This window comes from Pseudomonas aegrilactucae (assembly GCF_019168305.1).
GTDB classification, from domain to species: Bacteria; Pseudomonadota; Gammaproteobacteria; order Pseudomonadales; family Pseudomonadaceae; genus Aquipseudomonas; species Aquipseudomonas aegrilactucae.
The window spans coordinates 141,885-163,587 of sequence record NZ_JAHTBI010000037.1 but is presented as its reverse complement, the minus strand read 5'-3'; the positions used below and the strand labels follow the sequence as shown (position 1 = coordinate 163,587).

Below are 21,703 nucleotides of genomic sequence, written 5' to 3'. Positions count from 1 at the left end.
CATCGCGCTGGCGAAACGGTCATTCGACGGCGGATGTCTCAATCTTGTCCAGATACGGTGTCCGGCCTGCGATTCGACGCAGGTCCTGACGCTGGGCGACTTCTTGCACTTCACGGCGAGTCACAAGGTCAGCCAGGCTGATACCGCTCAGAAATTCGTGAATCTGCTGGCTGAGGTCACACCACAAGTGGTGGGTCAGGCAGGTATCGCCGGCGTGGCAATCACCCAATCCTTGGCAGCGCGTAGCGTCGACCGATTCGTTGACCGCATCGATCACCTGGGCCACCTGGATGCTTTCCATCACACGCGACAGCTGGTAGCCGCCGCCTGGACCGCGCACGCTGGAAACCAGACTGCTGCGACGCAGCTTGGCAAACAGCTGCTCCAGATAGGAAAGAGAGATACCTTGGCGCTCAGAGATGTCGGCCAGGGACACCGGCCCGTTTTGCGCGTGCAACGCCAGGTCGAGCATGGCAGTCACGGCGTATCGGCCTTTTGTAGTCAGTCGCATGGCTATTTGGTACCACGGGAGTTACGGGATGTGTGCGAGTATGCGATTCCCGAGCATTTAAGTCAACTATAAGACCTAGCGCTTTAGTCGGGATTGCGCCTGAGAGGCGGCGCAGAGTGTAGCAAACTCGGGCGTGCCTGCACACGCCCTTCTGTCAATGCGTCGACGCGTCGCTACGCGCGTCGGCCTTCACCTCGGCGAAGTCTTCGTCGCGCAGGGCCGGCAGCTCCTTGGCGCAGTAGTCGCTGCCCAGGTTCTTCAGCGCGCCACACATGTCCTCCAGGCGCCCGTCGACCGCCTGCAGGTGGTCGAGCAACTGGCCGATGGCGCGGGCCACCGGGTCGGGCATGTCTTCGCTGACGCCGTAGGCATCGAAGCCGATCTTCTCGGCCATGGCCTTGCGTCGCGCTTCCTGCTCGGCATCGGACTTGACGATGATGCGCCCCGGAATGCCCACCGCCGTGGCACCGGCAGGCACCGCCTTGGTGACCACCGCATTGGAGCCGATCTTGGCCCCCGCACCCACGGTGAACGGGCCCAGCACCTTGGCACCGGCGCCCACCACCACGCCATCCTCTAGGGTGGGGTGACGCTTGCCCTTGTTCCAGCTGGTGCCGCCCAGGGTCACACCCTGATAGAGGGTGACGTCGTCGCCGATCTCGGCGGTTTCGCCGATCACGATGCCCATGCCGTGGTCGATGAAGAAACGTCGCCCCACCTTGGCGCCGGGGTGGATCTCGATACCGGTCATCCAGCGACCGAAGTTCGACACCAGCCGGGCCAGCCACTTCCAGTCGCGCACCCACAGTGCGTGTGCCGCGCGGTGCAGCCAGATCGCGTGCATGCCCGGGTAGCAGGTCAGCACCTCAAAGGCATTGCGCGCCGCCGGGTCACGGTGGAAAACGCTTTGGATATCTTCACGCAGACGCTCGAACATTTACTGATCCTTCCGCTTGTGCGCATCGCCCCGGGCCGTTTTCTGGGTTTCGGTGAGGATGCCGCGCAAAATACTGATTTCCGATCGACTTACCGAGCTGCGCCCGTACAGGCGGCGCAAGCGCGGCATCAGGTGCTTGGGCTTGGTCGGGTCGAGAAAGCCGATGTCCACCAGGGTGGACTCCAGGTGCTGGTAGAACAGCTCCATTTCATCCATGGTCGCCAGCTCCGCGCTGCGCACCGAGGCCACTTCGACCTTCTCCACCTTCAACGCCTGCCCTTCGGCTGCCAGCCAGGCCATGCGCACTTCGTACGCCAGCACCTGGACCGCGGCCGCCAGATTCAGCGAACTGAAATCCGGGTTGGACGGGATGTGCACGTGATAGTGACATCGCTGCAGTTCTTCGTTGGTCAGGCCGGCGTACTCACGACCGAACACCAACGCCACCTCGGCACCCTCCCCGGCCTGCTCCACGGCCTTGGCGCCGCATTCGCGCGGGTCGAGCATCGGCCAGGGGATGCGCCGGTCACGCGCACTGGTGCCCACCACCAGGGTGCAGCCGACCAGGGCGTCTTCGAGGGTGGCCACCACCTGCGCACCGGCCAGCACATCGTCGGCACCGGAGGCGCGTGCGCTGGCGTCATGGGAAGGGAAATCCTGCGGGTCGACCAGCACCAGGCGCGACAGCCCCATGTTCTTCATGGCGCGCGCAGCCCCACCGATATTGCCGGGGTGGCTGGTATTGACCAGGACAACACGAATATTTGGCAGCACGGGCAGGGGCTCACAGACACGGAAAGAGGGGGAGCAAATATTACAGAAGCGACCGACTTTACGCTATGAAAGCAAATGTCGCCCTTCTTCACGGAAAGTTTTCTGCTAGAATATTCGGCTTTCTTTAACGACCCAGGTGAAACGTCCATGCAGCCCATGCTGAATATCGCGCTGCGCGCCGCCCGCAGCGCCAGTGAATTGATTTTCCGCTCCATCGAGCGCCTGGATACCATCAAGGTAGATGAGAAAGACGCCAAGGATTACGTCTCCGAAGTCGACCGTGCGGCAGAAAAAGTCATCATTGACGCCCTGCGCAAGGCTTACCCGAACCACTCCATCTACGGCGAAGAAACCGGCCTGCACGCTGGCAGCGGCGAAGACGGCAAGGACTACCTGTGGATCATCGACCCGCTCGATGGCACCACCAACTTCCTGCGTGGCGTACCGCACTTTGCCGTGAGCATCGCGTGCAAATACCGTGGCCGCCTGGAACACGCCGTGGTGCTGGACCCGGTCCGCCAGGAAGAATTCACCGCCAGCCGTGGCCGTGGCGCCCAGCTCAATGGTCGTCGCCTGCGCGTCAGCGGCCGCACCAGCCTGGAAGGCGCCCTGCTGGGTACCGGCTTCCCGTTCCGTGACAACCAGATGGATGGCCTGGACAATTACCTGGGCATGTTCCGCGCCCTGGTTGGCCAGACTGCCGGCATCCGCCGCGCAGGCGCCGCGAGCCTGGACCTGGCCTACGTGGCTGCCGGTCGCTACGACGCCTTCTGGGAGTCGGGCCTGAGCGAGTGGGACATGGCCGCGGGCGCGCTGCTGATTCAGGAAGCGGGCGGGCTGGTGAGCGACTTCACCGGTGGCCACGATTTCCTCGAGAAGGGCCACGTGGTTGCCGGCAACATCAAATGCTTCAAGGCGGTACTGACGGCGATCCAGCCGCACCTGCCGGCTACGCTGAAGCGCTGAGTTTCAGGTGGGCAAAAAAAAGCACCCTTCGGGGTGCTTTTTTTGTGGCTGACTGCAAGACCCTGCCCACCAGAACGACGACGATCCCTGTGGGAGCTGGCTTGCCAGCGAATGGGCTGCAAGGCAGCCCCAGCCATCCTCACTGCCCAGGCTGCGCCTGCGTCAGCACCAGCTTGCCATTCTCGTCCAGCGGGATCTGCGAGCCTGGATCACGGTCCATGCGCACCTGCCCCACCTTGTCGCCGATCGAATACTTCACGTCATACCCCACCACTTTCTCGCTCAGGTCATTGACCGTGTTGCAGCGGGTTTGCGTGGTGGTGTAGGTATCGCGGTTCTGCATGCCTTCCTGCACCTTGTTGCCGGCATAGCCACCACCGACCGCACCGGCCACCGTGGCGATCTTCTTGCCGTTGCCGCCACCAATCTGGTTACCCAGCAAGCCACCCGCCACCGCACCCAGCACGGTACCGGCAATCTGATGCTGGTCCTTGACCGGTGCCTGGCGCGTGACCGCGACATCCTTGCAGACTTCCCGTGGTGTCTTGATGGTTTGCTTGACCGGCTGCACACCTACCACCTGCGCGTATTCCGGCCCGCCCTTGACCAAGCTGTAGGTAGCAACAGCACCTCCGGCAGTTACACCGACAGCACCCAGTACCGCACCCACCAGCATCGACTTGTTCACGTGAACCTCCTGATTTACCAGCGGGTCCATGCCCGCGCTTCTCCCAGCCTTGGAGCATGAAAAAAGGCGCGAGTTCAATACTCGCGCCTTCTTCAGGACCAGCGGGACAGCAATCAGGCGTTATGGACGCTCGTCCACACCTTCAGCCTTGACCGGTGGAATCAGGTCTTCGCTGTTCAGGTTCAGCCAGATCAGCACCACGTTGGCAATGTAGATCGACGAGTAGGTACCCGCCATCACACCGATGAACAGTGCCAGCGAGAAGCCCCACAGGTTGTCGCCGCCGAAGAACAGCAGCGCCGCGATCGCCAGCAAGGTGGACACCGAGGTGGCCACGGTACGCAGCAGGGTCTGGGTGGTCGAGACGTTGATGTTCTCGATCAGCGAGGCCTTGCGCATCACGCGGAAGTTCTCACGCACCCGGTCGAACACCACGATGGTGTCATTGAGCGAGTAGCCGATGATCGCCAGCACCGCCGCCAGCACCGTCAGGTCGAAGGTGATCTGGAAGAACGACAGGATACCCATGGTCACGACAACGTCGTGCACCAGCGACAGGATCGCGCCCACCGCGAACTTCCACTGAAAGCGGAAGGCCAGGTAGATCATGATGCCGCCCAGCGCCAGCAGCATGCCCAGGCCGCCCTGGTCACGCAGCTCCTCACCTACCTGCGGGCCGACGAACTCGACACGCTTGACCACGGCCGGGTTGTCGGTGCTGATCTTCTGCAGGGCCTCGGAGACCTTGTTGCCCAGCATCGGGTCATCACCCGGCATGCGCACCAGCAGGTCGGTGGTAGCACCGAAGCTCTGCACCACGGCCTCGTGGAAGCCGGCGTTGACCAGCTCCTCACGTACCTGGCCCAGGTTGGCCGGACGCTCGTAGGTCAGCTCGATCAGCGTACCGCCGGTGAAGTCCAGGCCAAAGTTGAGCCCTTTGTAGAACCAGCTGAACAGTGCCAGCACAGTCAGCAGCAGGGTGATGCCGAACGCGACGTTGCGCACACCCATGAAGTTAATGGTACGTAACATGGCAGCCCCTTATACCCACAACTTCTTGATGTCCCGCCCGCCGCAGGTCAGGTTGACCATTGCGCGGGTGACCATGACGGCCGTGAACATCGAGGTGAAAATCCCGAGGGACATGGTAACCGCGAAGCCCTTGACCGGACCGGTACCCATGGCGAACAGGATGCCGCCCACCAGCAAGGTGGTCAGGTTGGCATCGACGATCGCGGTATAGGCACGGTTGAAGCCTTCGTGGATGGCGCGTTGCACCGACATGCCATTGGCCAGCTCTTCACGTATGCGCGAGAAGATCAGCACGTTGGCGTCGACCGCCATCCCCATGGTCAACACGATGCCGGCGATACCCGGCAGGGTCAGCGTAGCCCCCAGCAGCGACATCAGCGCCAGCAGCAGCACCATGTTGCCCGCCAGGGCGATGGTGGCGATCAGGCCGAAAGCACGGTAGATAGCCATGATGAACAGCGAGACGAACAGCATGCCCCACAGCGATGCATCGATACCCTTGGTGATGTTGTCGGCACCCAGGCTCGGGCCAATGGTACGTTCTTCGGCGAAGTACATCGGCGCGGCCAGACCACCGGCACGCAGCAGCAGGGCCAGCTCGGACGATTCGCCCTGGCCGTTCAGGCCGGTGATGCGGAACTGGCTGCCCAGTGGCGACTGGATGGTCGCCAGGCTGATGATGCGCTTCTCTTCCACGAAGGTCTGCACCGGTACGTCTTTCTCGACACCGTCGACCACTTGCTTGGTATAGCGGGTGATCGGACGCTGCTCGATGAAGATCACTGCCATGCTGCGACCGACGTTGCTGCGCGTGGCGCGGCTCATCAGCTCGCCGCCGTGGCCATCCAGGCGGATGTTCACTTGCGGACGGCCTTGCTCGTCGAAGCTGGCCTGGGCGTCGGTCACCTGGTCACCGGTGATGATCAGGCCACGCTCGACCGCAGCGGCCGGACGACCGCCTTCACGGAACTCGAAGGACTCGGTGGTGGCCTTGGACGCACCCGGCTCGGCCCCCAGACGGAACTCCAGGTTCGCGGTCTTGCCCAGGATACGCTTGGCTTCGGCGGTGTCCTGCACGCCTGGCAGCTCGACCACGATGCGGTTGGCACCCTGGCGCTGAACCAGTGGCTCGGCTACACCCAGCTCGTTGACGCGGTTACGTACCGTGGTCAAGTTCTGCTTGATCGAGTATTCACGGATTTCCGCGACCTTGGCCGGGGTAATCGCCAGACGCAGCACCGACAGGCCATTACGCTCGGTGGTGGTCAGCTCGAAATCGTTGAAATTCTTGCGGATCAGGCTACGGGCCTGTTCGCGGGATTCGTTGTCGGAGAAGCCCAGCTGAATGCCACCTTCCTGCTGAGGCAGGCTGCGGTAGCGCACACGCTCTTTGCGCAGCAGGCTTTTGACTTCACCCTCATACACCTTCAGACGCGCCGCCATGGCCTTGTCCATGTCCACTTCGAGCAGGAAGTGCACACCACCGGAAAGGTCCAGGCCCAGCTTCATCGGGCTTGCGCCCAGGTTGCGCAGCCATTGCGGAGTGGTCGGGGCCAGGTTCAGTGCAACCACGTAGTCGTCGCCCAGTGCCTTGCGCACAACGTCCTTGGCTGGCAGTTGATCTTCCTGCTTGGCCAGACGCAGCAGTGCGCCCTTGCCGCTCTCACCCAGGCTTGCACCTTTGACCGCGATACCGGCGTCGGTCAGTGCCTTGCTGGCGCGGTCCAGATCGGCCTGGCTGACTTGCAGTGCCGTGCTGTTGCCGCTGACCTGAATTGCCGCATCGTCAGGATAGAGGTTGGGAGCGGAATAAATAAAACCGATCGCCAGTACCACCAGGATCAGTGCGTATTTCCATAGAGGATATTTGTTCAGCATCACGCCGCCCGTTCAAGACGCGGGGCGCCTTGCGCGCCCCGTCGATTAAAAAAATCTGAAACTTAGATCGCTTTGAGCGTGCCCTTGGGCAGGGTCGCGGCAATCGCGCCCTTCTGGAACTTCAGTTCGACAGTGTCGGACACTTCCAGCACAACGAAATCGTCGGCCACTTTGACGATCTTGCCGGCGATACCGCCGTTGGTGACAACTTCGTCACCTTTTTGCAGGTTGCTCAGCAGGTTCTTCTGCTCTTTGGCGCGTTTGGCCTGTGGACGCCAGATCATCAGGTAGAAGATGACCAGGAAACCGACCAGGAAAATCCACTCGAAGCCGGTACCGGCTGGGCCGGCAGCAGCGGCTGGGGCTGCGGCGTCCGCGTAAGCGGCAGGAATCAGAAAGCTCATTTAGCACTCCAAGTTGCAAGTTGTTGTACGTATCAGGTTCGACAGAACATCAGTCCAAGGGCGGCACAGGCAGCCCGCGCTTGGCGTAAAAGGCGTCGACAAAGGCGGCCAATGTACCCTGTTGAATAGCCTCGCGCAAACCAGCCATAAGGCGCTGGTAATGCCGCAAGTTGTGGATGGTATTCAACATGCTGCCCAACATTTCGCCGCATTTATCCAGGTGATGCAGATAGGCGCGGGAGAAGTTCTGGCAGGTGTAGCAGTCGCAGGTCGAGTCCAGTGGCGAATCATCGTGGCGATGGAACGCGTTACGGATTTTAAGCACCCCGGTATCGACGAACAGATGACCGTTGCGCGCGTTGCGCGTGGGCATCACGCAATCGAACATGTCGACGCCGCGGCGCACACCCTCAACGAGATCTTCCGGCTTGCCTACCCCCATAAGGTAACGAGGTTTGTCAGACGGCATCATGCCCGGCAGGTAGTCCAGCACCTTGATCATTTCGTGCTTGGGTTCGCCTACCGACAGGCCGCCAATGGCCAGGCCGTCGAAGCCGATCTTGTCCAGGCCTTCGAGCGAGCGCTCGCGCAGGTGCTGGTGCATGCCGCCCTGCACGATGCCGAACAGCGCCGCGGTGCTGTCACCGTGGGCATTCTTGGAACGCTGGGCCCAGCGCAGCGACAGTTCCATGGAGATGCGTGCCACGTCTTCATCGGCCGGGTACGGGGTGCACTCGTCGAAAATCATCACCACGTCCGAGCCCAGGTCGCGCTGCACCTGCATCGACTCTTCCGGGCCCATGAACACCTTGGAGCCGTCGACCGGCGAGGCGAAGGTCACGCCCTCCTCCTTGATCTTGCGCGTGGCGCCCAGGCTGAACACCTGGAAGCCGCCGGAATCGGTGAGGATCGGGCCCTGCCACTTCATGAAGTCGTGCAGGTCACCGTGGGCCTTGATCACCTCGGTGCCTGGGCGCAGCCACAGGTGGAAGGTGTTGCCCAGAATCATCTGCGCGCCGATGGCCTCGATGTCGCGCGGCAGCATGCCCTTGACCGTGCCATAGGTGCCCACCGGCATGAAGGCCGGGGTTTCGACCACGCCACGGGGGAAGGTGAGGCGGCCGCGACGGGCTTTGCCGTCGGTGGCCAGCAACTCGAAGGACATACGACAGGTGCGACTCATGCTTGATCCTCGGGCCCGCGTGGCGCCGGATTGCGGGTGATGAACATCGCATCACCGTAACTGAAGAAGCGGTAGCCGTTTTCCACCGCTGCGGCATAGGCAGCCATGGTTTCGGGGTAACCGGCGAAGGCCGAAACCAGCATCAGCAGCGTGGATTCGGGCAAATGGAAGTTGGTGACCAGGGCATCGACCACGTGGAACGGGCGGCCCGGGAAGATGAAGATGTCGGTATCGCCGCTGAACGGCTTGAGCGTGCCGTCGCGCGCGGCGCTTTCCAGCGAGCGCACGCTGGTGGTACCGACTGCGATCACCCGGCCACCGCGTGCGCGGCAGGCGGCCACGGCGTCGACCACATCCTGGCCCACTTCGAGCCACTCTTTATGCATGTGGTGGTCTTCGATGCGCTCCACGCGTACAGGCTGGAAGGTGCCGGCGCCCACGTGCAGGGTCACGAAAGTGGTGCTCACGCCCTTTTCGGCGATCTTCTCCATCAACGCTTCATCGAAGTGCAGGCCCGCGGTCGGTGCGGCGACGGCGCCGGCGCGTTGCGCGTAGACCGTCTGATAGCGCTCGCGGTCGGCGCCTTCGTCGGGGCGGTCTATATAAGGAGGCAACGGCATGTGGCCGACGCGGTCGAGCAGCGGCAGCACCTCCTCGTTGAAGCGCAGTTCGAACAGCGTGTCGTGGCGCGCCACCATCTCGGCTTCGCCGCCGCCGTCGATCAGCAACTGCGTGCCCGGCTTGGGCGACTTGCTGGAACGTACGTGAGCGAGCACGCGGTGGCTGTCGAGCACGCGTTCGATGAGGATTTCCAGCTTGCCGCCCGAGGCCTTCTGGCCGAACAGGCGGGCCGGGATCACCCGAGTGTTGTTGAACACCATCAGATCGCCCGGGCGCAGGTGCTCGAGCAGGTCGGTGAACTGGCGGTGGGCGAGCGTGCCGGTAGGCCCGTCTAGGGTCAACAGCCGGCTGCTGCGCCGTTCGGCCAGTGGATGGCGGGCGATCAGGGAATCTGGGAGCTCAAAGGAGAAATCGGCGACGCGCATGATGGTGTTCGGTTTGACAGGGCCGCAAAGTTTAGCGGAAAGCTGCAAAATTGACCATGAAAGCTGATTGACCAACGGTAGGCGCCTCTCTATACTTCGCCGCCACAAGCCCTGATGGCGGAATTGGTAGACGCGGCGGATTCAAAATCCGTTTTCGAAAGGAGTGGGAGTTCGAGTCTCCCTCGGGGCACCACATAGCAGTATCTGAGAGTCTCTACCAGCCTCTCAGCCCCAGAGAAACCGGCCATTTGGCCGGTTTTTTTGTGCCTCTCTGTTTATCCCTGTCTCCCCTTATCCGTTGTATCCCTGTATCCCTGCAGCGCAATCAAACCCTTCCAGGGCACCACCTGATCCATCTCGATCAGGAACAACTCCTTGCGGGTCTGCTTGCGCTTGCCGGCGCACTCGGCGTCGGCGAAGGACATCTGTTTCATCATCGAAAAGCTCGAATTCCCCTAGCGAACCATCCATCAAGCTTGCCTGGTGCGTCAACTGAAACAAGCTCATCCAAGCGGAGCACTTGTAACTTCCTGTCCGGGATCACAATCAAATGCTTGCTTGAAATTATCCATATAACTCAGGGCGCTGGGCGTCTGGCCATACCAGCCAAACTCGAGGACTGGACTTAAGAACTCTACTGTTCTATAGCTCAATTCTATAATCCCTTCCAATTGTAGAGGCCTGAAGACATCTAGTGCCCTGATGGTTATTCCACTCTGAAATGAAAACAGGGTCAGAGCTGTCGAAACTTGACTGCTCCACGTACCGTTAGTGTAGGAAGAAATGAGCCGTCGCCCCGACGGCCCCATGCTAAACAGCTTAACCCCTTGAACTGGGGCAAGCCAGTTTCCTTCCCACGACTCCAGTATATCGGTGAGACTATTCGCCACCACCTCCATGTTTGCATAATCATTGATTTGAGTTAGCTGCTCCCCCGCAAAATCAAGCGCTAAACGATCAACAACCTCACGCGCCTTCTCATATATATTGTCGCTACTAAAAATCGACTGTACTCCGGAACAATCAGGTAGGTACCGTTGCTGGGGAATCGTGCTCGCATCACCGCCCGTGAAGCATGACTCGAGTGCAAACGAGTAGCTAAATGCCCACGCCATCTCGGCCGGAAGGCCTGAACTGAGTTGTGAAAAAATCGGCGCTGCTGTCTTTTCGATTTTTGACACGCCGCAGAGAAAAACCGAAAGCACCTCCAGCTCTTGAGCGCTCAATGCCGATGCAGACGTGTATGTAAACACAGCGTTCGCAGTTAACAATGTACTGTCCATAGTCGCCATCCTTTGCGTAGGTTTCACGGGTTGGAGTATACAGTTCTGAATGCGCCCAATTTAATCTCGCGCTTTTCCATTCGACTGCTACACTCGGCTGCGGGCAAAATATATTGCCTCTAACCTGCAAGGAGCAAGCTTACATGGCAAATAGGATTGTGGTTCCGGAATACATTGCCAATGGCGGACTGATTCTTCCACAGAGCCTGCAAAAAGATTTCAAGGAAATGAATCTCACGCGCAAGAGCCTGCAACGCACGGCAAGCGTGGTGCCTGCGGCAGCTGCGGCGGATCAAAGCACTCCCGATACAGTGATCGCGATAAACGATCACTTCACGTGCTCCAGCAAACTCTCAAAAAAGCAGCAAAAGATGTACAGCAAGAGTCTTCTTTTTATCAAGCATGCGGCCATCGGACATGCCAGGAAAGAGCTGGGTTGGTCCGATGAGAAAATTGCTGATCCGGATGTCCAGAATACGAAGGAGTGGTGGAATGTAATTGCCTATGTTGTGCAAAACCACTGCCCCTGGATCAACATCGATCTAGTAGTCAACAATTCCTGCCACAATCAGACGCACAGCGGCGAAGTCAACATGTCGGCCATCATCGCCAATGTCATGACTCTGGTGGCCGGCTCCGAAGCCGCAGCGCAGGTCACCGCGCTCAGCAAGACATTCAGTGACGGTAGTGGTGGAACGGATGTCAATAGCGTGGGGACATTCTTCTGGTCTCAAAAGTCTACTAACGAAAGTAGGAGCGAGCTGACACTCAGCCCAGCCATTGGAGATATCAATGGCAACGTCGCCTACGCCTATGCCTTCGTGTACATGAACCACACAGAAAATAACTGGCGCTCACTGTTTGTCAGTAACCACTACGATTCCTTCACTTGCAGCGTGGTTTCCTATCGCTTGCAGATTTTGAAGTCGGAGTGGAAAGACGTAGAGGACAATGTCAATAATATGATCAAGCCGTGGGAAGCGGATCAGATCAACAGCGCGCCCATGGGTTGAAAGGAGCGACGGGGCCTGCACGTGTAGTGTAATGAGGCTCAAGTAGGCAAACCGCATTACGGCACACTAACTGTCAGGTGTTGGAAATCTCACCGCCCACGGGCTTTCTGGCTTGGGGCGGTGATCAACACACCCCTTGTACAACCCTCAGTTCAGCGAGCCTACTTCACGATCTCATCGCCTTTTCGAGTCTCCCTCGGGCACCAAACGCACAAAAAAACCGACTGATGAAGTCGGTTTTTTTGTGCGTTTGGCTTCTGCTTGGCACGAGCGCTGTTACTCTCGGCGGGATATAGGTCAAGCAAGACGCAGAAAGCCCGTGAAACAACAGTTTCACGGGCTCAACAATGATGCTTTTTGAGACGGCACTCTAGAAATTGGTACGCAGCGTAAAGGTCATGTTTCGCGGTGCACCATAGTAGTTTTGCGACTCCACTGGCCCGGTCTGAGCGTAATAGACACGGTCGAAGATGTTTTCGATGTTCACCGACAGGTTCACGTTCTGGGTGATGTCGTAGGCGATACGGGCGTTGTAGAGGGCGTAGCCCGAACCTTCGTGCTTCACGCCGCTGCCCAGCATGTAGGTTGCGCTCTGAATACGTGCCCCGGCGCCCACCTGCCACTTGGCGAACTCGTCAGGTAGTGTGTAGTTGGCCCACACCCGCGCCGCATGAGCGGGCATCTGGGTCAGGAAGCTGCGACCTTCCAGGCTGACATCGTCCGGGTTTTCCAGATAGCGGCTGCGGGTGTAGGTATAGCTGGCACTCAGTTGCAAACCCGTCATGACCCTGCCGTTGACCTCGGCTTCAAACCCTTCCGAACGGACTTTGCCACCAGCGATGTAACACAACGTGGTGAATGGGCTGTTGCATGGCGATGCATAGGATTGGTCGATCTGTGCCCGACCATTGAAGTTGGTCTGGTAGATCGCGAACGAGGTGTTGAGTGCTCCCTCGTAAAACTCGCCTTTCAGGCCCAGCTCATAGGTTTCCCCAGAGCGTGGGGCCAAGGTGTTGCCGGCATACGTCATGTAGTCGGTTTGCGGGGAGAAGATTTCAGCGTAGCTGCCATACGCCGACCAGTTTTGCGTCAGTGCATACACCAGCCCGTAGAAGGGCACGACCTTGGCATTGGTCTTCTGGCCGGTGAGTTTGGATACGCCGCTGGGTTCGGCAATCTGGTCCTGGCTGTAGTCCCACCAACTGACGCGGGCACCCACAATGACATCCAGCGGATCAAGCACGTTCATACGCAAAGACCCGTAGACGCCTTGTTGGTCGAGCGTCGACTTGACGGTGCGGTAGCGGGCCAGGCGATCGTATTGCGGCGGGATGAAATCGATGATGTTCGGGATGTTTTCCGTTTCGGTGTACCACTGCGTATCGTAACGCCCGGAGTCGCGCCTGGCGTGGGTGACGTTGCCGCCCAGGATCACTTCGTGGCGGCGCTCGAACAGTTCGAAGTGGCCATTGAGGTAGGCATCGGTGTTGTACTGATAGTTGTTTTCCGAACGGCTTTCCGCCCAGTTGTAGCCACCGCCATGGGTCAACGGATCAATCAGGCCGCCGGTGTTGCTGTAAATGGTGTCCAGATTCAGTTTGGTGTAGTTGGTGGTCACGCTCATGCGCCAATCGTCGTTGAGCTGGTGCTTGGCTTCGAGAAACACCTGAGTAGTTTCCACATCGTTGTAGTCCGATGGCGAACTCAGGTTGGTCGAGCGTTTCCAGTCAATGTTCGCACCGGTCTTGTAGGCCGGAAGACCGAAGTCCATCACCCCGCGATTGTTCACGTTCTGATAGGAAAAGCCCGCGCTTATCAGGGTTTGAGGCGAAAGGTCGAACTCCAGCACGCCATACGTGGAGGATCGCTCGGTCTTGGCGTTGTCATAAAAGTAACCACGGTCGCCGTAGGAGGTTACCAGGCGGCCCCGAACACGCTTGTCTTCGGTAAGCGGGCCTTGAACGTCGATTTGCTGACGGTAGTTGTCCCAGCGCCCCGCAGACGTGGTGGTACTTATGTGGAAGTCTGATGAGGCGCGTTTGCGTACCAGGTTGATGGCGCCACCGGGCGAACCTGCCCCCTGAAACAGGCCGGCTGAGCCCTTGAGCAATTCAACCCGCTCGTAAGGCACCAGATCAGCCCAGTTCTGCGAGGTAATGCTGTTGCCGTTTGGCAGCGGTATGCCGTTGATCTGGTAGTTGTCGATCTGAAAACCACGCGCATAAGGCTGGTTGTCACCCACCATGTAGCCGTACGTGATCACGCCCGGCAGGGTGTTGTAGACGTCATCCAGGGTCTGGATGTTCTGGTCCTTGATACGCTGGGCCGTGAGTACCGAAATGCTCTGTGGAATATCCTTGAGGGGACGCTCGCTTTTGCCGATGCTCACAGCCCCCGTCGTGTAGGACTGGGTGTCCTCGGTATTGATGCCCAACCCGCCAGCCTGAATGGTGGTGGCACCCAGTTCCAGTGCATCGCTCTGGTTGGGCGCGGCAATCAGATAACTGCCATCGGTGGTTTTCTGCGCCATCAGGCCCGTGTTGCCGACGATACGCTCCAACGCCTGTTCGACACTGAGCTGCGCGTGCAGCGCCGCTGCCTGGCGCCCTTCGGCAACATCAGTAGCGAACAGGATTCGACTACCAGTCTGTGCCGCCAAGGCGTTCAGTGATTTATCCAACGCCTGGGCCGGGATATCCAGCGAATAGACGGCGCTTTTTGCGTGGACGGTGCTTGCCAACAGTAGGCCGCTCGCAAGCAGGCTCAGGCGAAGCGATGACGTGTTCTTACCCATGTTTTCCCCATTCGAACAGTCGATAGAAGCGTTCTTCATGGGGTTGGCGTATAGGCAGGGCCAGATGTTGAGGTCGACCTGGAAATAATTCCCATTTGTACAATGAGAGGTCTTTGATCAGCGTGCCTTACTGAAGCTGACGGTGCCGTCTGCGGCGCGAGAGATGCTCACCGGCAGGATCGACGGCAGCAGGCCGATCAGCGCCTCGACCGAGCCGCTGTCAAACTCGCCGGAGAGGCGCAGCTCGCCGACCTGCGCATCGGCCAAGCGCAGCGGTCTGTGCCGATAATGCTGAAGGTCCGCGATCACCTCGCGCAAGGGCGTGCCGTCGAAGCGCAACTTGTCTTGTCGCCAGGCCGTGAGGGCCGCGACGTCGACCGGCCTCACCTCGCCCAGGTGCGCGGATGAGGCCCGCAGTTGCTGACCAGCGTTCAATCTCACCGCTGCGGTGCGATTGCTGCTGACTTCAACGGCGCCCTCAACGACCCCCACGTCCACGCCGCGCACGTCACTGCGCACGTCAAATACAGTGCCGATATCACGGACGCTGACGCCTTGGCTACGCACGATAAAAGGCGTATCGGCATGCACTACGCTGAACAGCGCTTCGCCGCGAACCAGCTCCAGTTGACGGCTGCGCAAGCGCTTTTCAATGATCAGGTGACTGCCGGAATTCAACTCGACGCTACTGCCGTCAGCCAGTTGAAGCTGTTGGCGCTGGCCTATCGCAACATGGATATCTTCGTGGTTCCACGCGGGATCAAGCAACCAGATAGCGCTGCTCAGGGCCAGCACCAGGGTGCCTGCGCAAGCCGCATTTCGGCGTTTGCGCCGACGCTGCGTCATAGCCTTGCCTTCGGCCAGCAGGGCTTCCTTGGACGGCGCGCGTTCGCGTAATGCCTCGGCAAATGGCTGCAACGGATCAGCCACATCAGGACGGCTGTTTTTGTCGAATGCACCCGGCTGACTCATGGTTGCGCCTGCTCCTGTCGTTGAATCAGCCGACGTGCAGGTTCCCAGCGCAGCATGATGGCGGCCATTGCGCGGCCAAAATGCTGGGTGACCATGTTCAGGGAAATATCCAGCTCGTCGGCAATTTCACGTTGCGCCATGCCATGGATACGATGCAGCAAGAATACCTGGCGCTGGCGCGCCGGCAGCGCCTCGATGATTGCCAGGAGGGCACGCACATGCTGTTCGAATTCGACCGCCCGCGCACCGTCCCAACTGTCCATCCCCTCTTCGGGTGACAGGTGTGTTTGAACATACAGGCTACGCGTGCGCTCGGCGCGGATACGATCAACGGCGCGGTTGAAACTCACCTTGCGCAGAAATGCCAAGGGCAGTGCGACTTTTTCCTTGGGCGGCTTTTCGAGAATCTGGATACAGACGTCATGAACCAGGTCACGAGCAAAATGCTTGCCGTTGAAACGAAGCCGGATGTACTCCACCAACGCATCGTAGTGAAGGGTCAGCGCGGTCATCAGCTCTTCATTGGGCGACGTCTTCGACATGGTAATCAAACGGCATTGATGAGAATGTATCTCATTATATCGTCATCTTTGCGACGTTTGCGAGCCGTCTGACGTTTGTACGTTGAACTGACATGCAGTCCAGCGCAGTAAAACAGATGCCAAGTGCATATCGGTTGGTCGCTCGGCGTTCTTCTTTGCTGTCATTGCGCCAGTGCTGCCCTGTCGAATGGCTAAGCCGCTGGCGAAGGCGCCCGCCCAGCCAAAAACCTCGGGCGCTTCATCAATCCCACCGCCAGCGCCGCCAGAATCAACCCAATCGACACGCCTTCGTAAAAATCAATCCTGTGCCCCAGCATCACCATCGACCCCGCAATCCCGAATACCGGAATCAGCAACGACAACGGCGCCACCTTCGACACCGGGTACTCGCGCAGCAGTAGATTCCAGCCCCAGTAACAGAAGTGCGTCGCCGCATACACCTGAAACAGCAACGACAACACCGACACCCAGCCGATCTGCGCAACCATGTTGGTGAACGGCGCAGTGCCATGGCTCCACCAGGTCAGCAGCAACAATGGAACCGGCGCAAACAGGCTCGCCCACACCACAAACGCGAACATCTCCCGCACTTTCGACTGCTTGATGATGACGTTACCCACGCTCCAACTGAACGCACTTACCAGCAACAAGGCATACCCCACCGTCGATCCGTACCCGGGGCTGCTGGCAATGATGCACACCAACCCCAGCACCGCGAGCCCCACCCCGATCCCCTGCCCCACGCTCAGCCGCTCGCGAAACAGCAACACCCCCCAGCCCAATGTGAAAAACGCACTGAACTGAATCAACAACGCGGCCGTCCCAGGCGGCACGCCCATTTCGATACCCACGTTGATCAGCGCCCACATCGCCACGCCGAAGATCAGCCCGTAAGCGGCCAACCACCCCATGGCAACCACCGGGCGCTTGATGAAGAACACCCACGGCAACGCCGCCAAGGTAAAGCGCAACGCCGTCAGCAACAGCGGATCAACCGCCGCCAGGCCCAGCTTGGTAATGGGAAAATTCAGCCCCCATACGGCCGTCACCAATACGGCCAGGGCCAGGTGTTTTCTTTGCATGGCGATCACATCCCGAAATACAGGGCGGCACTATGCGCAATCAACACAATGGCTCGCTTGCACTATCAGGTCAGAGATCATTAAATTCGGGCCATGCGCGACACTCATATCGATCCCTACGAAAACACGCCCCGCGATGCGGTGGTCACGGCCAATGACTATCCCGACGGGCAGCACTTCGCCGTGCATACCCACCAGCGCGGGCAATTTGCCTATGCCGCCTGTGGCGTGATCACGGTGTACACCGACCTGGGCAACTGGGTGGTGCCGCCGCAACGGGCCATCTGGGTACCGGCCGGTGTACCGCACGAGATGAGCATGAACGGGCCGGTGACCATGCTCAACACCTACATCGTTACCCCCGTCGCCACGCGCCTCGGGCTACCCGCGCAGTGCCAGGTGTCGGGTGTGTCGGCACTGCTGCGCCATCTGCTGGGCGAGGCGGTGGACGTGCCGGCGCTGTACGCCGAGCAGAGCCGGGATGGCCATCTGATGAACCTGCTGCTGCACGAAATAGCCGGCATGCGGCCCTTGTCGCTGAACGCACCACTGCCACGCGAGCCAAGGCTGGCAGAAGCCTGCCGCCACCTGCTCGCGCAACCATCGCTGGAGGTGGGGATAGAGGCGATGACCCGCCAGGTCGGCATGAGCCGCCGAACGTTCACCCGCCTGTTTCGCCAGCAAACCGGTATCAGTTTTGTCGAATGGCGCCAGCAGGCCTGCCTGCTGAGCGCGGTGGTGCGGCTTGGGAACGGGGAAGCGATCACGCGCGTGGCCACGGACCTGGGATACAGCAGCCCAAGCGCGTTCACCAGTGTGTTTCGGCGAGCACTGGGGCAAGCACCAAGTCGGTATTTTGCAAAAGCTGGACTCTGACGGTTTGGCCACTGAAGCTGCCGCATGGCGCCCGCATCAGCCTTGCGCACTCAAGGATAAAACACCGGATACAACACCAACGCCAACGTCGAGGCACACGCATGCATGGCCATCGGCACCAACAAGCCGCCGGTCTTGAGGCGAGCGTACGCCAGCATCAGCGCAAGGGCGAACAGCAGTACCACGGTCGACTTGAACGTGTATTGCAGGTGAATCGAGGCAAACGCCAGCGCCGTGACCACAATCGCCACCACCGCCCACAGCGGCTTGCTGAATGGAAACAGGTTGAGCAAAAAGTGACGGAACGCCAGTTCCTCGCCCAATGGCGCAAGAATGATCACCATCCCGACCAGCAGCAGGCGATCGACAAGCGAGCCGGCACTGAGCATCGTCATGAACTGCAGCATGAACGGCTCGGGCGGTTGATTGACCCATGCGGCGTAGTTGTAGGCCAGCAGGTACACCACCACTACGCTCGACAAACCGAGCCACAGTGCCTTGCCACTGAAATTGGCGCCTTTGAAGGCATGCCCGGCCAGGGCATTGCGACGCAGGAACAAGTACAGCCCGCCAATCACCGCACAGGCCACCAGGTGCGCACCAAACAGGGACAGGATGAAGTCCATGTCCTTGCCGAACACAAACGCCCCGACGATCTGTGCCACGCCGTACAGCAGCACCGCCAGCAGTGCGAGGGCGATTCGCCTGAGAGGGGTGGTAGCGATGTAAGGGCTTTTTGCGGGACTTCCATGTACTGAACTGTTCACAGCTGGCTCCGGGGCATCACATCAAAACGGTAGGGCACGCATTATGGGAGAGACACGTGTGCAGGGGCGAGACTTGATTCACATCTGGAAACACCCTCCGTTTGCTTACATCCCGCCCCTCTGTTTGCATCCCTGCTCCCTGCGCACACAGATAAGGAAATCGAACGATGAAAACCATGGTGGTAGGCGCCAGCAAAGGCCTGGGCAAGGCCCTGATCGAGGGCCTGGGCCAGGCCGACGACACGCTGATCGGCGTCTCGCGCACGCACCCTGCGCACATCCAGGCCATGCCGGGCGTGCAACTGGGCTGGGTCGAAGCCAACCTGAGCGAGCCGGCAACCGCCGCCGCCACCCTCGCCCAGGCCGTGGCCGAAGGCGGCCTCGACACGCTCATCTACAACCTGGGCATCTGGGAAGAGCTGGCGTTCGACTCGGCCTACAGTTTCCTCACCGACACCGACGAGCAGGTCCAATCCATCGTCAGTTGCAACATCACCGCCACCCTGCTGGTGATCAAGCGCCTGCTGCCTACCCTGCTGCAAAGTCCCAACCCGCGCATCATCCTCACCGGCTCCACCTCGGGCCTGCCCCAGAGCGGCCGCCCCGAGGTCACCTTCGGCGCGTCCAAGTTCGCCCTGCGCGGCATCGCCGATGCCCTGCGCGAAGGCTATCGCGCCCAAGGCCTGGGCGTGACCTGCCTGAACCTGGGCTACCTCAATACCGAAGACCCGCTGAGCACCCCGCGCGCCGTCGCCGAGCAACGGGGTGAAGGCCACCTGATCCCGGTGCACGACGTGGTACAGGTGGTGCGCATGGCCCTGAGCCTGTCATCGGCCAGCTACGTCAAGGAGCTGACCCTGCCGGCGATTCTCGACGAGCGCTTCTGAGCCCGCCGGCCTCTGATAGACTCGCGATCTTTTACCCGGGAGATCGCGCGATGGACCGTGCAACGGTGCTGCAACGGTGGCTCGACATGGCCAAGGACGACGAGACCGTCATCGACCTTGACGACATCAACCACGAGGCCAACAGCAACCTGTGGCACTTCTCGCCCACCGAGGCCGAACAGGTCGGCATCACCGTGGCCAGCCTGTGCGAGCTGATCACTGCATTCCTTGAGGCTCGGCGTGTCCAGCTCGCTGGCTGCGCGATGGTGTTCTATTGCTGGCACGATGCGCAGGCGCGGCAACTGCGTTTCAGCCTGGTGTCCCAGGCTCATGCACGCTTGCCGTTCCGTCGCGAGATCCGCGAAACCAATGACCCCGGCGAGATCGCAACCCGCGTGCATGCAGACTGGTTCGAGCTGCCGTACCCAACGGCGGTACCCGCAACCGGGGAGTACATCCCGACCGTGTTCAGCGCGCGCATTGCCTGACCCCTTCCCAGTCTTACGAGGCGAATACATGGACAGCTATCTCAATTCCATCTTCGAGCAACTGTTCGAGGCCGCAGCACAGTCTCGCGCCCAGGATGACCAGTGGATCGTGATCGACTGCGCCTGCAAGCACCTCGAGGTACTGGACACGTTCGACTACGACGCGGTGCTGGCCCGCGTGCTGAAACTGATCGAGACCTACCCCGAACTGGATTACGGCGGCCCAGGCCCGTTCGGTTCCTGGCTGGAGCGCAAACCGGTGAAGGCGTATGAACATGCACTGCTGGAGTCGCTGGCGCGCCAGCCCAGTACTCAGGTGCTAGGCTGGCTCGATCGCACCCTGCGCATCGACGATGCCGAACGAGAAGCGCAGAAACTGCTGCCTAAGGAACAGTTCGCCCACCTGCTGGAACAGGTCATCGCGCACCCGCTCGCACCTGAAGACTGTATCGATTTTGCACGGTTCTGCCAGCAGGACGACTGAACCGCTATGCGCTTGAGGGGGCCAACCCGTCACGGCTGGCCTGGCAGCTCGTTCACAGCACGAAGTCAGCCGCAGTCATGCTGTTCACGCCCGACACCTGAATCTGGAACTCCGGTGTCACGTCGCCATCGGTGCTGCCATACACCACACCCTTGGAGAACCACAGCGCGCCCTTGGCATTGGCAGCGTTCACCGCACCTGCATCACCCACAAACTTGAATGCCTCGTTGGTGCGCCCCCCGGCAATGGCATCGATGCCCGACAGGTTGATCTTGTCACCCTTGGCGAAGTCGGTGATCACGTCCCGCGTCTTGCTGCTGTTGCCAGCCTCTTGCACCGAGGCGAACGTGAACACGTCCTTGCCGGCACCGCCGCTCAGCACGTCACGCCCCAGCCCGCCATGCAGCAGGTCATTGCCCGCACCGCCACTCAACTGATTGTTCTGTGCGTTGCCGATCAGCCGGTCATGGAAGTCGCCACCGGTGACATTCTCGATGCCGGTCAGTGTGTCCCGCCCGATCCCCGCCGCATCGCCGCGGGTAAGCGTGGCACCGGCCACCCCCTTGTTCAGGTCAACGGTAAGGCCTGCACGGGCACTGGAATAGATAACGGTGTCGACGCCCGCGCCGCCCTTGTAGGTATCATTGCCGGCACCGCCCACGATCTGATCCTTGCCAGCGCCGGCGTCGATCACATCATTGCCCGCATCACCACGCAGGTAGTCATTGCCGGCACCGCCCCAGAGCTGGTCGTTGCCACTTTTGCCGAACAGGCGGTCATGGGTGCTGTCGCCGCTGATGCGGTCGTGCCCCGAACTGCCGACGTGGGTTTCCGACACTTTGAAGTAGATGCCGTCACCGTTGACGTCAGCGTACTCCTCGGTCTCGGTCACGCCCTTTTCCCGCTCGGTCATCCGTACGTTCGTGCCCTGCACGGTCCAGGTTTCGCCGCGCTCCATCTGCTCGCGCTCGAAGCGACCATCGTCGTACTCGTACACGGCCTTGACCTTGCCACCCACGAGAGTGAATTTGTAGGCATCGTCCAGCCGCCCCTGTTTGGTAGTGCTCATGGAAATATCCTTTTCGGTTGCTGTGCC

The 21,703-nt window shown here is 60.2% G+C and carries 22 protein-coding genes, 1 tRNA gene and 1 pseudogene; 7 read left to right on the top strand and 17 right to left on the bottom strand.

Annotated elements, in window-relative coordinates:
* Window positions 1-19: 19 nt before the first annotated feature.
* The 3 genes from iscR to trmJ form a co-directional block, all read right to left on the bottom strand.
* The gene (gene iscR, locus KUO17_RS11465) at window positions 20-511 is read right to left on the bottom strand and encodes a Fe-S cluster assembly transcriptional regulator IscR (RefSeq protein WP_217975674.1); all 492 of its coding nucleotides are present in this window, start codon (window positions 509-511) and stop codon (window positions 20-22) included.
* 154 nt (window positions 512-665) lie between these two features.
* Window positions 666-1,448: a serine O-acetyltransferase gene (gene cysE, locus KUO17_RS11460; RefSeq protein ID WP_163972323.1), complete on the bottom strand. Its 783-nt coding sequence runs from the start codon at window positions 1,446-1,448 to the stop codon at window positions 666-668.
* Window positions 1,449-2,222: a tRNA (cytosine(32)/uridine(32)-2'-O)-methyltransferase TrmJ gene (gene trmJ / locus KUO17_RS11455; protein WP_217975673.1), complete on the bottom strand. Its 774-nt coding sequence runs from the start codon at window positions 2,220-2,222 to the stop codon at window positions 1,449-1,451.
* Between the two features lie 147 nt (window positions 2,223-2,369).
* Here trmJ and suhB point away from each other — a divergent pair, with 147 nt between their 5' ends.
* Complete coding sequence (gene suhB / locus KUO17_RS11450) at window positions 2,370-3,188, top strand: type III secretion system regulator SuhB (RefSeq protein WP_217975672.1); 819 nt, start codon at window positions 2,370-2,372, stop codon at window positions 3,186-3,188.
* Between the two features lie 139 nt (window positions 3,189-3,327).
* Here the strand turns inward: suhB and KUO17_RS11445 are convergent, their stop codons facing one another.
* The 6 genes from KUO17_RS11445 to queA all read right to left on the bottom strand — a co-directional run bounded on the left by KUO17_RS11445 (window position 3,328) and on the right by queA (window position 9,419).
* Complete coding sequence (locus KUO17_RS11445; RefSeq protein WP_163944987.1) at window positions 3,328-3,876, bottom strand: glycine zipper 2TM domain-containing protein; 549 nt, start codon at window positions 3,874-3,876, stop codon at window positions 3,328-3,330.
* A gap of 120 nt (window positions 3,877-3,996) precedes the next feature.
* Window positions 3,997-4,908 (bottom strand): protein translocase subunit SecF, encoded by a 912-nt coding sequence (gene secF / locus KUO17_RS11440; RefSeq protein ID WP_217975671.1) that lies wholly within the window; start codon window positions 4,906-4,908, stop codon window positions 3,997-3,999.
* A 9-nt stretch (window positions 4,909-4,917) separates the two neighbouring features.
* Complete coding sequence (gene secD / locus KUO17_RS11435; RefSeq protein WP_217975670.1) at window positions 4,918-6,786, bottom strand: protein translocase subunit SecD; 1,869 nt, start codon at window positions 6,784-6,786, stop codon at window positions 4,918-4,920.
* 62 nt (window positions 6,787-6,848) lie between these two features.
* On the bottom strand, window positions 6,849-7,190 hold the full coding sequence (gene yajC / locus KUO17_RS11430) for a preprotein translocase subunit YajC (protein WP_043864455.1): 342 nt from the start codon (window positions 7,188-7,190) through the stop codon (window positions 6,849-6,851).
* Window positions 7,191-7,239: 49 nt separating this feature from the next.
* Window positions 7,240-8,355, bottom strand: a complete 1,116-nt coding sequence (tgt, locus tag KUO17_RS11425) for a tRNA guanosine(34) transglycosylase Tgt (RefSeq protein WP_217975686.1) — start codon at window positions 8,353-8,355, stop codon at window positions 7,240-7,242.
* 14 nt (window positions 8,356-8,369) lie between these two features.
* Complete coding sequence (gene queA, locus KUO17_RS11420; RefSeq protein WP_217975669.1) at window positions 8,370-9,419, bottom strand: tRNA preQ1(34) S-adenosylmethionine ribosyltransferase-isomerase QueA; 1,050 nt, start codon at window positions 9,417-9,419, stop codon at window positions 8,370-8,372.
* Window positions 9,420-9,527: 108 nt separating this feature from the next.
* Here queA and KUO17_RS11415 point away from each other — a divergent pair.
* Window positions 9,528-9,612, top strand: a tRNA-Leu gene (locus tag KUO17_RS11415).
* 124 nt (window positions 9,613-9,736) lie between these two features.
* On the opposite strand, the pseudogene KUO17_RS11410 reads toward KUO17_RS11415, so the two are convergent.
* Window positions 9,737-9,853: pseudogene (locus KUO17_RS11410) on the bottom strand (IS5/IS1182 family transposase); the annotation flags it as partial.
* A 69-nt stretch (window positions 9,854-9,922) separates the two neighbouring features.
* Window positions 9,923-10,702, bottom strand: a complete 780-nt coding sequence (locus KUO17_RS11405) for a hypothetical protein (RefSeq protein WP_217975668.1) — start codon at window positions 10,700-10,702, stop codon at window positions 9,923-9,925.
* Window positions 10,703-10,845: 143 nt separating this feature from the next.
* Between KUO17_RS11405 and KUO17_RS11400 the strand changes: the two genes are divergently transcribed.
* Window positions 10,846-11,715, top strand: a complete 870-nt coding sequence (locus KUO17_RS11400) for a hypothetical protein (protein ID WP_217975667.1) — start codon at window positions 10,846-10,848, stop codon at window positions 11,713-11,715.
* Window positions 11,716-12,085: 370 nt separating this feature from the next.
* Here KUO17_RS11400 and KUO17_RS11395 read toward each other — a convergent pair whose 3' ends face one another.
* The 4 genes from KUO17_RS11395 to KUO17_RS11380 form a co-directional block, all read right to left on the bottom strand.
* Complete coding sequence (locus KUO17_RS11395; protein WP_217975666.1) at window positions 12,086-14,455, bottom strand: TonB-dependent siderophore receptor; 2,370 nt, start codon at window positions 14,453-14,455, stop codon at window positions 12,086-12,088.
* Between the two features lie 171 nt (window positions 14,456-14,626).
* On the bottom strand, window positions 14,627-15,481 hold the full coding sequence (locus KUO17_RS11390; RefSeq protein ID WP_217975665.1) for a FecR family protein: 855 nt from the start codon (window positions 15,479-15,481) through the stop codon (window positions 14,627-14,629).
* Window positions 15,478-15,993 carry an RNA polymerase sigma factor gene (locus KUO17_RS11385; RefSeq protein ID WP_255263528.1) on the bottom strand — a complete coding sequence of 172 codons (516 nt, stop codon included), beginning with the start codon at window positions 15,991-15,993 and terminating at the stop codon, window positions 15,478-15,480. The genes KUO17_RS11390 and KUO17_RS11385 overlap by 4 nt, the downstream gene beginning before the upstream one ends.
* 221 nt (window positions 15,994-16,214) lie before the next feature.
* The gene (locus KUO17_RS11380; protein ID WP_217975663.1) at window positions 16,215-17,105 is read right to left on the bottom strand and encodes an EamA family transporter; all 891 of its coding nucleotides are present in this window, start codon (window positions 17,103-17,105) and stop codon (window positions 16,215-16,217) included.
* Between the two features lie 93 nt (window positions 17,106-17,198).
* Between KUO17_RS11380 and KUO17_RS11375 the strand changes: the two genes are divergently transcribed.
* Entirely contained in the window at window positions 17,199-17,981 is a 783-nt protein-coding gene (locus KUO17_RS11375; RefSeq protein ID WP_217975662.1) for an AraC family transcriptional regulator, read from the top strand.
* A gap of 50 nt (window positions 17,982-18,031) precedes the next feature.
* On the opposite strand, the gene KUO17_RS26950 is transcribed toward KUO17_RS11375, so the two are convergent.
* Window positions 18,032-18,748 carry a CPBP family intramembrane glutamic endopeptidase gene (locus KUO17_RS26950; protein WP_217975661.1) on the bottom strand — a complete coding sequence of 239 codons (717 nt, stop codon included), beginning with the start codon at window positions 18,746-18,748 and terminating at the stop codon, window positions 18,032-18,034.
* Window positions 18,749-18,915: 167 nt separating this feature from the next.
* Here KUO17_RS26950 and KUO17_RS11365 point away from each other — a divergent pair, with 167 nt between their 5' ends.
* Genes KUO17_RS11365 through KUO17_RS11355 form a run of 3 tightly spaced genes read left to right on the top strand, consistent with a single transcriptional unit; the run spans window position 18,916 to window position 20,607 of the window.
* Entirely contained in the window at window positions 18,916-19,635 is a 720-nt protein-coding gene (locus KUO17_RS11365; RefSeq protein ID WP_217975660.1) for an SDR family NAD(P)-dependent oxidoreductase, read from the top strand.
* A gap of 50 nt (window positions 19,636-19,685) precedes the next feature.
* On the top strand, window positions 19,686-20,123 hold the full coding sequence (locus KUO17_RS11360; protein ID WP_217975659.1) for a hypothetical protein: 438 nt from the start codon (window positions 19,686-19,688) through the stop codon (window positions 20,121-20,123).
* 28 nt (window positions 20,124-20,151) lie between these two features.
* Complete coding sequence (locus tag KUO17_RS11355) at window positions 20,152-20,607, top strand: hypothetical protein (RefSeq protein WP_217975658.1); 456 nt, start codon at window positions 20,152-20,154, stop codon at window positions 20,605-20,607.
* 52 nt (window positions 20,608-20,659) lie between these two features.
* Here the strand turns inward: KUO17_RS11355 and KUO17_RS11350 are convergent, their stop codons facing one another.
* Window positions 20,660-21,676 carry a calcium-binding protein gene (locus KUO17_RS11350; RefSeq protein ID WP_217975657.1) on the bottom strand — a complete coding sequence of 339 codons (1,017 nt, stop codon included), beginning with the start codon at window positions 21,674-21,676 and terminating at the stop codon, window positions 20,660-20,662.
* Between the last annotated feature and the right edge of the window lie 27 nt (window positions 21,677-21,703).

What these genes read in the sequence shown, in the direction of transcription:
- iscR (WP_217975674.1), bottom strand. Translation starts at nt 511, where the DNA reads ATGCGACTGACTACAAAAGGCCGATACGCCGTGACTGCCATGCTCGAC.
- cysE (WP_163972323.1), bottom strand. Translation starts at nt 1,448, where the DNA reads ATGTTCGAGCGTCTGCGTGAAGATATCCAAAGCGTTTTCCACCGTGAC.
- suhB (WP_217975672.1), top strand. Translation starts at nt 2,370, where the DNA reads ATGCAGCCCATGCTGAATATCGCGCTGCGCGCCGCCCGCAGCGCCAGT.
- secF (WP_217975671.1), bottom strand. Translation starts at nt 4,908, where the DNA reads ATGTTACGTACCATTAACTTCATGGGTGTGCGCAACGTCGCGTTCGGC.
- secD (WP_217975670.1), bottom strand. Translation starts at nt 6,786, where the DNA reads ATGCTGAACAAATATCCTCTATGGAAATACGCACTGATCCTGGTGGTA.
- yajC (WP_043864455.1), bottom strand. Translation starts at nt 7,190, where the DNA reads ATGAGCTTTCTGATTCCTGCCGCTTACGCGGACGCCGCAGCCCCAGCC.
- tgt (WP_217975686.1), bottom strand. Translation starts at nt 8,355, where the DNA reads ATGTCCTTCGAGTTGCTGGCCACCGACGGCAAAGCCCGTCGCGGCCGC.
- queA (WP_217975669.1), bottom strand. Translation starts at nt 9,419, where the DNA reads ATGCGCGTCGCCGATTTCTCCTTTGAGCTCCCAGATTCCCTGATCGCC.
- KUO17_RS11405 (WP_217975668.1), bottom strand. Translation starts at nt 10,702, where the DNA reads ATGGACAGTACATTGTTAACTGCGAACGCTGTGTTTACATACACGTCT.
- KUO17_RS11400 (WP_217975667.1), top strand. Translation starts at nt 10,846, where the DNA reads ATGGCAAATAGGATTGTGGTTCCGGAATACATTGCCAATGGCGGACTG.
- KUO17_RS11390 (WP_217975665.1), bottom strand. Translation starts at nt 15,481, where the DNA reads ATGAGTCAGCCGGGTGCATTCGACAAAAACAGCCGTCCTGATGTGGCT.
- KUO17_RS11385 (WP_255263528.1), bottom strand. Translation starts at nt 15,993, where the DNA reads ATGACCGCGCTGACCCTTCACTACGATGCGTTGGTGGAGTACATCCGG.
- KUO17_RS11380 (WP_217975663.1), bottom strand. Translation starts at nt 17,105, where the DNA reads ATGCAAAGAAAACACCTGGCCCTGGCCGTATTGGTGACGGCCGTATGG.
- KUO17_RS11375 (WP_217975662.1), top strand. Translation starts at nt 17,199, where the DNA reads ATGCGCGACACTCATATCGATCCCTACGAAAACACGCCCCGCGATGCG.
- KUO17_RS11365 (WP_217975660.1), top strand. Translation starts at nt 18,916, where the DNA reads ATGAAAACCATGGTGGTAGGCGCCAGCAAAGGCCTGGGCAAGGCCCTG.
- KUO17_RS11360 (WP_217975659.1), top strand. Translation starts at nt 19,686, where the DNA reads ATGGACCGTGCAACGGTGCTGCAACGGTGGCTCGACATGGCCAAGGAC.
- KUO17_RS11355 (WP_217975658.1), top strand. Translation starts at nt 20,152, where the DNA reads ATGGACAGCTATCTCAATTCCATCTTCGAGCAACTGTTCGAGGCCGCA.
- KUO17_RS11350 (WP_217975657.1), bottom strand. Translation starts at nt 21,676, where the DNA reads ATGAGCACTACCAAACAGGGGCGGCTGGACGATGCCTACAAATTCACT.